We start from the raw sequence: 10,535 nt of genomic DNA, 5'->3' as shown, positions 1-10,535 counted from the left end.
ATATCGATGAAATCACCCAAGGCGATCAAGGTGCAGATAGCTTATTACCTGGTGAAGCGCCGACCGGCGGCGATGGCGAAGAGCTGGACCAGTTGTTTGATCAAGTGGTTGAATTTGTGACCGAAAGTCGTCGTGGTTCCGTGTCTGGTGTCCAGCGTCGATTTAAAATTGGTTATAACCGTGCGGCGCGTATTGTGGAACAACTCGAAGCACACGGTGTCGTAAGTTCACCAGGCCATAACGGTAATCGCGAAGTAATCGCACCGCCGCCACCGAAAGATTGATCGAATGGAAGGTTCAATGACTCGATTTGCTGCTGTCCGCCACCTGTTGGCGGTGATATCTCTCTTGGTTGTTGTCAGCGCGCAAGCGCAAACAGAGGCGCAACAACATTTAATCGAAAGACTGAATAAGGTTGATGCGTTCAGCGCACAGTTTGAACAAAAGGTCCAAAGCCCAGAGGGTGACGAGATTCATCAAGCGAAAGGGACCTTGGCTATCCAACGCCCTAATTTGTTTAACTGGACCACCACGTCGCCGGACGAAACCATCATGATTTCTGATGGTGAAACCTTGTGGTACTACAGCCCCTTTGTTGAACAAGTAACTGCCATGTGGTTAGAAGAGGCAACAGCACAAACGCCCTTCGTGCTATTGACCCGTAACCAACCGAGTGATTGGCAGGATTACCAAATCACCCAGGAAGGCAATACCTTCACGCTCACGCCAAAAACCACCGGCACCATTGGTCAGTTTGATGTCACGGTCAAGCCCGATGGTACCTTGACTGGCTTTAGAGTCGTTGAGCAAGATGGGCAACAGAGTCAGTTCGCACTGAGCCAATTTAGCCGACAAACGCCAGACGCGGACTTGTTTTCGTTTACCCCGCCTGAGTCGGTCATGGTCGACGATCAACGCCAGTCACGTTAACCGCATCGGAGGATGCCTTGCCTACCTTGCCGCTCGATTTCGCTGAGGACTTCCGCCCACTGGCCGCGCGTATGCGGCCCGTCACCTTGGACCAATATATTGGCCAGCGCCATCTGCTTGGCGAAGGCAAACCGCTACGCCGTGCCATTGAGTCGGGGACGCTTCATTCCATGATTTTTTGGGGACCACCGGGCACAGGCAAGACCACACTGGCCGATATTGCTGCGCGCCAAGCCAATGCCGAGCTGGAACAAATTTCTGCGGTGACCTCCGGAGTGAAAGAAATCCGAGATGCGATTGGACGTGCAGAGCAAAACAAGCAAGCCGGTGTACGCACTGTCTTATTCGTTGATGAGGTACATCGCTTTAACAAAAGTCAGCAAGACGCTTTTCTGCCTCATGTCGAGTCGGGGACCGTCACCTTTATTGGCGCCACGACGGAAAATCCATCGTTTGAGCTTAACAATGCCTTGCTATCGCGCGCCCGCGTCTACCGACTGACAAGCCTGGATGATCGCGATCTTGAAGCCGTGATTGATCAAGCGCTTGCCGACTCGCAACGCGGGGTAGGCGAGCAGGCACTCACTTTCGATAAAGGAGTTAAAGCGGCGTTAACCGCGGCGTGCAGTGGCGATGCGCGCATGGCGTTGAATCTTCTGGAAATGCTGGCAGATATGGCCGATGGCCAAGTGACGCTGTCGATGCTTAAAGACGTTGCCGGTGAAAAAGTGGCACAATTCGATAAGCAAGGGGATGCTTGGTACGATTTGATTTCTGCGTTTCATAAATCCGTCCGTGGCTCGAGTCCTGATGGCGCCCTGTATTGGTACGCACGCATTGTCAGTGCCGGTGGCGATCCCCTTTATGTGGCGCGCCGCTTATTAGCTATCGCCTCGGAGGATATTGGCAATGCGGATCCACGTGCCATGCAGGTGGCATTGAATGCGTGGGATTGCTTTACTCGCGTAGGGCCGGCAGAAGGCGAGCGTGCGATTGCTCAAGCCGCTGTATATTTAGCCAGCGCGCCCAAAAGCAATGCTGTTTACACCGCATGGAAACAAGCGTTGCGAGACGCTAAAGAAACCGCCAACGCGCCTGTTCCCATGCACTTGCGCAATGCGCCGACCGCATTGATGGAAGATATGGGGCATGGGAAGGGCTATCGATATGCCCATGATGAGCCCAATGCTTATGCGGCAGGAGAGCGCTATCTACCGTCCGAACTTGGCGATACTCGCTATTATCAGCCCGTTAATCGTGGGCTAGAAATTAAAATCGCCGAAAAGCTCGCCTTTCTGGCCGAGCAGGATGCAAAAAGCCCGCAAAAGCGCTAGGCAAGTTTACCCTTTTTGGGTAAGGTTTAGAGTGCAGCGACGCCATGAAGACGCAGTCTCCTCGTCGTGGTGACATCCACCGTCACCCTTTACCAATCGCGTAATACAATACGCAATATCGACGCTTGTTTTCAAACGTGATGACAAGTGACAACCAACTAATCAACCCGAAAAGCACAGGATTAGCATGCTGGATTCCAAATTACTTCGAACTGAGCTGGAAGAAACCGCTCAACAACTCGCTCGTCGTGGCTTTACGCTTGACGTTGACGCTATGCGTGAACTCGAGGAACAACGTAAGGCGCTGCAAATTCGCACCGAACAACTGCAAGCAGAGCGTAATTCCCGATCGAAGTCCATTGGCCAGGCTAAAGCAAAGGGTGAAGACATTGCGCCATTGCTAGAAGAAGTGTCAAACCTTGGTGATGAGTTGGACGCAGCGAAAACAGAGCTCGCGGCGCTGCAGCAAAAAGTCAACGACGTGGTGATGAGCGTGCCTAACTTACCGGCGGAAGACGTCCCAAGTGGTAAAGATGAGTCTGAGAACCAGGAGATCATGCGCTGGGGTGAACCGCGTCAGTTTGATTTTGAGGTCAAAGATCATGTTGATTTAGGTGAGCTGTCCGGTGGTCTCGACTTTGCCAGTGCGGTAAAACTATCTGGCTCTCGCTTTATCGTGATGAAAGGGCAGATGGCGCGCATGCATCGTGCTTTAACCCAGTTTATGCTCGATTTACATACCAACGAACACGGCTATACCGAAATGTATGTGCCGTACTTAGTCAATGCCGACAGTCTCTATGGCACCGGCCAATTGCCTAAGTTTGGTGACGATTTGTTTAACACCAAGCCGGCCACCGAAGAGGGGATCGGCATGTCGTTAATCCCAACCGCGGAAGTACCTCTGACTAACATGGTACGCGATGAGATCATCGATGAAGCGGATCTGCCGCTGTGCATGACCGCACACACACCGTGTTTCCGTTCAGAAGCCGGCTCCTACGGACGTGATACGCGTGGACTGATTCGTATGCATCAGTTTGATAAAGTCGAGCTGGTGAAAGTGGTGAAGCCTGAAGATTCTATGGCAGCACTCGAATCACTTACCGCCGATGCYGAAAAAGTATTGCAGTTGCTGAACCTGCCTTACCGAAAAGTACTGTTATGCACCGGTGACATGGGCTTTGGGTATATGGGTGGACAAACGCATATAGGCTAATGGGCTCACCGTGTGCTTAATAACCATGAAGCCGGCACGATTGTCGGCTTTTTTTATGCTTGCATAAACGTGGGGATTATCGGTTAAGCACTGTCTGTTACGCGCTGTTTGTTTAGCGATATCTGTTAAGCGCTATTTCGCGGCTCATGCAAGGGCGATAAGGTATTAAAAATATCGTCCTGTGGTGCAGGAAAGCCTGCTAATAGGTCGGCAAGACAATTATCGAGCACGGTGAGTATCACTGCATTGACGCGCTGAGACAGCGCGAGGCGACTGGCCAGTGGTGTCTTATCAGCTAACGGTTTCTCAGTTGCCAACGATTTCTCAGTTGCTAACGGTGCCTCAGTCGCTAAGGCCCGCTCAGCGTCGGTGCTGAGCTGGGAAGTAAGGCGATCAATCTCTGTGTTTAGCGAATCCTCTAGGTTAAGGTGCTGGAGCTGGCATAAGCGTTTCACTAAAATTTGCTGTTGCAGGTTTAATGACTGGCTCGCGTTTGGCGTCGCTTTGTGTAACTGAATACTGGCGTAAGAATATCGCTGACGTGCTTGTAATAATTCTAAAACGGCATACCACACGTGTTGATAATGCGACAAGCTGGCTTCGTCATTGTGGGCTATCAGGAAGGGTGGCACCGCCTCGTCAACAAGATAAATAATATGTTGTAACGCGCGGTTTTTCATCCGTGCTTGTGTGACTTCATCGTATTGCGGTAGCGCATGTAAATGATGAAATAAAAGCCGATACATCGGTTTTTGTGCCTGAGGCGCTAAGTGGTGCAATTGACGAATTTGACTGAGTAAATGTTGGTAGTCACTGGAAGCAATATGTGTTTGAGCGGCCAGCTCACGTGCGTGCTGCAGCAGCGCACGTAATTCATGTAGCTGATGTAACGGCCAATCTGGGCGTTGACGGTAAAGTACGACGGCGACGACGACCGCTATTCCGAGCGCCAGTGCGCCTACCATGACTAACCATCCCATATGCTCTCCTTGCGATCGCGACTCTCCGTCATCAAGCTCAGCATGAACTGTGCCAAAGATGAGAAGCGGGTCACATCCTATGAAAGCGGCGTTAAGGGCATCAAGATCAGATAAAAACGCACTATGATAGCGCTTGAGCGCACTCAAACGGTGCAAACTATCAAACGGTGCAAACTAAGAGAGTCGCAGGCAAAAAAAAGAGCCCTTGTTGGGCCCTTTGATGTTTTAGCTATCGCGCTGTTTTACATGACGCGCATGCCAGGTTGAGCCCCTTCATGCGGCTCTAAAATCCAGATTTCTTTGCCACCCGGACCCGCCGCGAGGATCATGCCCTCTGACATGCCGAATTTCATCTTGCGAGGCTTTAAGTTGGCGACCATGACGGTGTGCTTACCCACGAGATCTTCCGGCTTGTAGGCCGATTTGATCCCAGAGAACACCTGACGCGTTTCACCGCCAATATCGAGCTTAAACTTCAGCAGTTTGTCCGCTTTTGGCACCGCCTCACACTCAACAATTTTAGCGACACGCAGATCGACCTTAGCAAAGTCACCAAATTCGATTTCATCGGCAATCGGCTCGTCCGCTAACGGCCCTTGTGCTTTGGCCTTTTCTGCTTGTTCAGCGGCTGCATCTTCCTTGCTCGCGGCGATCATGGCGTCGACGGCTTTCGGATCGATACGGTTAAACAGTGCCTTGAACTTGCTAATGCGATGGCCGGTCAGTGGCGTCGCAATGCTTTCCCACGTCAAGGTATCATTCAAAAAGCCNGCAATCGGCTCGTCCGCTGACGGCCCTTGTGCTTTGGCCTTTTCTGCTTGTTCAGCGGCTGCATCTTCCTTGCTCGCGGCGATCATGGCGTCGACGGCTTTCGGATCGATACGGTTAAACAGTGCCTTGAACTTGCTAATGCGATGGCCGGTCAGTGGCGTCGCAATGCTTTCCCACGTCAAGGTATCATTCAAAAAGCCTTCCGTGCGCTCTGCCAGCTTAGGCATCACAGGTTTGAGGTACGTCATCAGCACACGGAATAGGTTAATCCCCACAGAGCAAATCGCTTGTAGTTCGGCGTCTTTTCCTTCTTCTTTAGCGATCACCCATGGCGCCTTTTCGTCCACGTATTGGTTGGCTTTGTCGGCCAAGCCAATAATTTCGCGGATGGCGCGGTTAAACTCTCGGGCTTCGTAAAGCTCACCAATGTATTCAGCTTTGTCGATGAACGATTGATAAAGCTCGGGTTCGGCGCACGTATCAGAGAGCTGACCATCAAAGCGCTTAGTGATAAAGCCAGCGTTACGTGATGCCAGGTTGACGACCTTGTTGACAACATCCGTGTTCACACGCTGAATAAAATCATCCAGGCTTAAATCCAGATCATCAATGCGGCTATTGAGCTTGGCCGCGTAATAATACCGCAGGCATTCTGGATCAAGATGGTTCAAATAGGTACTGGCTTTGATAAATGTCCCTTTTGACTTGGACATTTTCGCGCCATTGACCGTGACATAGCCGTGCACGAAGACGTTGTTAGGTTTACGGAAACCAGCACCGTCCAGCATGGCAGGCCAGAACAGACTATGGAAATAAACAATATCTTTGCCGATGAAATGGTATAGCTCGGTGTCGCTATTAGCCTTCCAGTATTCATCAAAGTCGATATCACCGCGTTTGTCACAATAGTTTTTAAACGAYCCCATATAGCCGATCGGTGCATCGAGCCAAACGTAGAAAAACTTGCCGGGTTGGTCGGGGATTTCAAAACCAAAGTAGGGCGCATCGCGGGAGATATCCCACTGCTGAAGACCGGTTTCGAACCACTCATTCATCTTGTTAGCGATTTCGCTTTGCAGCGAACCAGACTTGATCCACTCGTTAAGCATTTGCTCGAACTGTGGTAAATCGAAGAAAAAGTGCTCTGAATCACGCATCACCGGCGTGGCACCGCTGACTGCGGAACGAGGATTGATCAATTCAGCCGGCGTATAGGTTTCACCACAGTTATCACAGTTATCGCCGTATTGATCGTCGGCGTGACACTTCGGACATTCGCCTTTGACAAAGCGATCCGGCAAGAACATTTCTTTTTCCGGATCAAACAGCTGAGATATCGTGCGGCTGGTGATATAACCTTTATCACGAAGTTGCGTATAAATGAATGACGCTAATTCGCGGTTTTCATCACTGTGGGTGCTGTGGTAATTATCGAAGCTGATATCAAAGCCATCAAAATCTGCCTGGTGCTCTTGTTGCACGCCGGCGATCATGGCTTCTGGCTCGACACCCATTTGCTGCGCTTTTAACATGATAGGTGTGCCGTGAGCATCGTCAGCACAAATAAAGTGAGTGGTGTTGCCACGCAGGCGTTGATAGCGAACCCATACATCTGCCTGAATATGCTCGAGCATGTGGCCCAAATGAATCGAGCCGTTCGCATAAGGCAGCGCACAGGTCACCAGAATTTTCCGTGGGTTTGCAGCCATAATCTTGTTTATTCGCTCTTATGATATGAATGGAATGATTGCGGAAATCTTACCTGATACGATATGCCTTGCCTAGTGTAAGGCCGGGTCCTCGCGCGTTTATCCGTTAAAGACGCACACGAGCGGCTAACATATTTCAATCAACGGGATGGTGCTGGATGTTTTTTGGGTCCAAAAAGAAAAAAACAAAAAAAGAAGACACAGCTGCTTCGCTCTCAAACCTTGATGATGCGATCGCGTTACTTAATCAATTCTCACACCCGCAGTTGGTCGAGCAGTGGGCAAGCCAAACGGGGTGGGTGAGAACCGCAGATCATGGCTTTAGGGTCACGTTCCCCTTTGCGGCGCACTCTATCGCTGAAGCGCTTAAAGATTGGCTCAGTGCGCAGTCTGATGCCCTTGCCAACCAATTTGAACTGATGCAACGGGTGGCACCGTTAAAAACGGGCGAAAAAACGCCGGTGAAAGGGGTGAAAAACCTGATTGTTGTGAGCTCAGCGAAAGGTGGCGTCGGTAAATCGACCACCGCTGTAAACCTAGCGCTTGCGTTGCATGCGGAGGGCGCTGCAGTCGGCATTGTTGATGCGGATGTGTATGGGCCGTCTTTACCTATCATGTTGGGCGCCAAAGATAGTGAGCCACAAACCCATGATGGCAAGTTAATGGAGCCTGTGACGCGCCATGGTATCGCCTCAAATTCGATCGGTTATCTGGTGCCCGCAGAGAACGCGACTGTTTGGCGAGGTCCTATGGCCTCAAAAGCGTTTGCACAGCTGATCAACGAAACACGGTGGCCCGAGCTGGACTATTTAGTCGTCGATATGCCGCCTGGTACCGGTGACATCCAACTGAGTTTGGCGCAACAGTTTCCGGTGACAGGCGCGATTGTGGTGACAACGCCACAAGATTTGGCATTGGCCGATGCGGTGAAAGGGGTGGCGATGTTTGAAAAAGTTCACGTTCCCGTGTTGGGCGTGGTAGAAAACATGAGTTATCACATTTGCTCGCAATGCGGCCATCATGAAGCCATTTTTGGCTCAGGGGGTGCCGATAAAATGGCGCAAGAGCAGGGGACGCCAGTGCTTGCACAGGTACCGCTTCATGTTGCGATTCGGGAAGATATTGATGCCGGTGTGCCAAGCATGGTCGCGCGCCCTCACAGTGAGCATGCGGCGGTTTATCGACAGATGGCAGCGACGGTCGCCAGTCAGCTCTACTGGCAAGGTGAAACACGTCCTGAACAGATTAGCGTACAAACTGTGTCGCCCTGATTGCGCAACCGGCCGTGATTTATCGGCTAAAGCGGCCGGATGCACAGACAAGCGCGATTTTCTCTGGCGCCAGCTGCTTCAACTCCCTATAATCAGGCGGTTTATGTTGATTCCGCCAAGCTTCCCCTGGGTATTCATATTATGAGTGACAACAACCACCACTGCGTTATTATCGGTATTGCAGGTGCCTCTGCTTCCGGTAAAAGCCTGATCGCCAGCACCATTTATAAGGAATTAAAGGAAAAAGTCGGTGATCATCAAATCGGCGTGATTACAGAAGATAGATATTATCGTGATCAGAGCCACCTCAGCATGGAAGAGCGCGTAAAAACCAATTATGACCACCCTCAGGCACTGGATCACGATCTTTTGTGTGAGCATCTTGAAGCATTGGTCGCCGGTCAGCCGGCTGATGTGCCGGTTTATAGTTACTCCGAGCATACCCGTATGGGAGAAACCACGACGATGACGCCCAAAAAAGTGATCATCCTCGAAGGTATTCTGCTTCTCACCGATCCCCGTCTTCGCAATTTGATCCACGCCAGCGTCTTTATGGACACGCCACTTGATATTTGTTTACTGCGTCGGATGAAACGTGACGTTGCCGAGCGCGGTCGTACCATGGATTCGGTGATGGAGCAGTATCAAAAGACGGTCCGCCCTATGTTTATGCAGTTTATTGAGCCGTCGAAGCAATATGCCGATATCATTGTCCCGCGCGGGGGTAAAAACCGCATTGCGATTGATGTACTAAAAGCGCATATCGCGCGTTTACTTAAAGCGTAAGGCATGATCTCCCATCACATGATGGGTCAATGACTGTCTCTCTAGGTAATCAGTCGTGGTTTAATCCATAATGTGTGCGCGAATATATCGAATGAGTGCGGTGCACAAAGCAAGACACCGCGTGAGTAAATAACCGTGAGGAATGTTAGATGCGACTGTGCGACAGGCATATCAAAGAACACCTTGATGATGGCCGCATCAAAATTGATCCCCGTCCTGCCGCAGACGCGATTTCGGGCGTGACTGCGGATGTGACTCTGGGTAACCAGTTCCGTGTGTTTAACGATCATGGGGCCGCTTATATTGATTTATCGGGGCCGAAACAAGAAGTGAACGCCCAACTTGAGCGTGTCATGAGTGATGAAATAGAAATCGCTGACGGCGACCCTTTTTATCTTCATCCGGGTCAATTGGCCTTGGCAGTCACGCATGAGGCTGTGACATTACCCGATAATATTGTCGGTTGGCTCGATGGCCGTTCATCGTTGGCGCGGTTGGGTTTGATGGTCCATGTCACGGCACACCGAATAGATCCGGGCTGGTCAGGGCGAATTGTTCTAGAGTTTTATAATAATGGGCGTCTACCGTTAGCGCTACGTCCCGGCATGCCGATCGGTGCCTTAAGCTTTGAGCCCATGTCAGGGTCAGCGGACCAGCCTTATAATAAACGGGACAATGCCAAGTACAAAAATCAGCAAGGGGCAGTTGCCTCTCGTATTAGCCAAGACAAGGCTTAATGAGTGAAATGCGCCTGAGGGCGCATTTTTTTTCTCACCAGGAACTCGACGGTTAAATCGTGGTCGATAACGCGTCTGACACACAAGGAGCATCTTGCAATGATAAAAAAAATCGTCCTTATTCTCGCAGCATTTGTCGTGGTGTTGATTGGCGCCGTCGCGACTTTAATTGCCACGGTAAACCCCAATCAATTTAAACCCTTGCTGGTGGAACAAGTCGCAGAGCAAACGGGCTATGAGGTCGTTATCGGTGGCGACATCGAGTGGCAGTTCTGGCCGAGTTTGGGCTTTTCCATTGCTGATGTGGCGATCAAAAACCGACCTGGTTTTGATGAGCCTGATTTACTCCGTTTGTCGCGCGCGCAATTATCCGTTGATGTGTTGCCATTGATGTCTCAGACATTACAAGTGGGTGAAATTGTCTTACAAGACCCGCATGTATTTATTCAAACGTTGGCGAACGGCGATAGCAATGTGACGCCAGCTCAAACAGTGACGCCAACTCAACCAAAAAACGTTGGCGCGTCGGCAGAGCAACAGACAAGTTCGACGTCGTCAGAGCCGGCTAGCCAGCAAGATACAGTGAGTGGGACGTGGCAAGTTTCTTTACAAGGTCTACGCGTCACCAATGCCAGCGTCGTGATTAAAGATGATCAGGTGGGTACGCAAACGGCCTTACGAGATGTTGATCTCCAAGTGGGCAATATAGCAACCGATATATGGACGCCACTGACCGTATCACCGCGTGGCGAACAGGATGGTGCGACCTTCAGCGCGCAAGGGCAGGGTGAACTGAAG

9 protein-coding genes and 1 pseudogene are annotated in these 10,535 nt (G+C 50.9%); 8 read left to right on the top strand and 2 right to left on the bottom strand.

Annotated elements, in window-relative coordinates; all coding sequences use genetic code 11:
* From BZG79_RS11145 to serS, 4 genes and pseudogenes are all read left to right on the top strand, one after another.
* The coding region (locus tag BZG79_RS11145) for a DNA translocase FtsK (protein WP_277919448.1) at positions 1–284 on the top strand (284 nt) is incomplete at its 5' end.
* 16 nt (positions 285–300) lie between these two features.
* Positions 301–930, top strand: a complete 630-nt coding sequence (lolA, locus tag BZG79_RS11140; RefSeq protein WP_021022417.1) for an outer membrane lipoprotein chaperone LolA — start codon at positions 301–303, stop codon at positions 928–930.
* A gap of 71 nt (positions 931–1,001) precedes the next feature.
* The gene (locus BZG79_RS11135; protein WP_077774415.1) at positions 1,002–2,264 is read left to right on the top strand and encodes a replication-associated recombination protein A; all 1,263 of its coding nucleotides are present in this window, start codon (positions 1,002–1,004) and stop codon (positions 2,262–2,264) included.
* A 187-nt stretch (positions 2,265–2,451) separates the two neighbouring features.
* Positions 2,452–3,453: pseudogene (gene serS / locus BZG79_RS11130) on the top strand (serine--tRNA ligase); the annotation flags it as partial.
* Positions 3,454–3,608: 155 nt separating this feature from the next.
* Here serS and BZG79_RS11125 read toward each other — a convergent pair.
* Both BZG79_RS11125 and metG read right to left on the bottom strand, forming a co-directional pair.
* Positions 3,609–4,463 carry a hypothetical protein gene (locus BZG79_RS11125; protein ID WP_077575853.1) on the bottom strand — a complete coding sequence of 285 codons (855 nt, stop codon included), beginning with the start codon at positions 4,461–4,463 and terminating at the stop codon, positions 3,609–3,611.
* A gap of 242 nt (positions 4,464–4,705) precedes the next feature.
* On the bottom strand, positions 4,706–6,943 hold the full coding sequence (metG, locus tag BZG79_RS11120) for a methionine--tRNA ligase (protein ID WP_077774414.1): 2,238 nt from the start codon (positions 6,941–6,943) through the stop codon (positions 4,706–4,708).
* 158 nt (positions 6,944–7,101) lie between these two features.
* On the opposite strand from metG, the gene apbC reads away from it, so the two are divergent.
* The 4 genes from apbC to BZG79_RS11100 form a co-directional block, all read left to right on the top strand.
* Complete coding sequence (apbC, locus tag BZG79_RS11115; RefSeq protein WP_077575852.1) at positions 7,102–8,214, top strand: iron-sulfur cluster carrier protein ApbC; 1,113 nt, start codon at positions 7,102–7,104, stop codon at positions 8,212–8,214.
* A 141-nt stretch (positions 8,215–8,355) separates the two neighbouring features.
* Positions 8,356–9,000, top strand: a complete 645-nt coding sequence (udk, locus tag BZG79_RS11110) for a uridine kinase (RefSeq protein ID WP_077460248.1) — start codon at positions 8,356–8,358, stop codon at positions 8,998–9,000.
* A gap of 149 nt (positions 9,001–9,149) precedes the next feature.
* Entirely contained in the window at positions 9,150–9,737 is a 588-nt protein-coding gene (gene dcd, locus BZG79_RS11105; protein ID WP_021022410.1) for a dCTP deaminase, read from the top strand.
* A 99-nt stretch (positions 9,738–9,836) separates the two neighbouring features.
* On the top strand, positions 9,837–10,535 hold a 699-nt coding region (locus tag BZG79_RS11100), incomplete at its 3' end, for an AsmA family protein (protein WP_199877748.1).

Source organism: Salinivibrio sp. MA427, assembly GCF_001996115.1.
Lineage (GTDB): Bacteria > Pseudomonadota > Gammaproteobacteria > Enterobacterales > Vibrionaceae > Salinivibrio > Salinivibrio costicola.
This window is presented reverse-complemented; position numbering and strand designations above follow the sequence as displayed.

Bases quoted from the DNA above. Each gene is read 5' to 3' on its own strand.
- lolA (WP_021022417.1), top strand. From the start codon at position 301: ATGACTCGATTTGCTGCTGTCCGCCACCTGTTGGCGGTGATATCTCTC.
- BZG79_RS11125 (WP_077575853.1), bottom strand. From the start codon at position 4,463: ATGGGATGGTTAGTCATGGTAGGCGCACTGGCGCTCGGAATAGCGGTC.
- BZG79_RS11135 (WP_077774415.1), top strand. From the start codon at position 1,002: ATGCGGCCCGTCACCTTGGACCAATATATTGGCCAGCGCCATCTGCTT.
- dcd (WP_021022410.1), top strand. From the start codon at position 9,150: ATGCGACTGTGCGACAGGCATATCAAAGAACACCTTGATGATGGCCGC.
- apbC (WP_077575852.1), top strand. From the start codon at position 7,102: ATGTTTTTTGGGTCCAAAAAGAAAAAAACAAAAAAAGAAGACACAGCT.
- udk (WP_077460248.1), top strand. From the start codon at position 8,356: ATGAGTGACAACAACCACCACTGCGTTATTATCGGTATTGCAGGTGCC.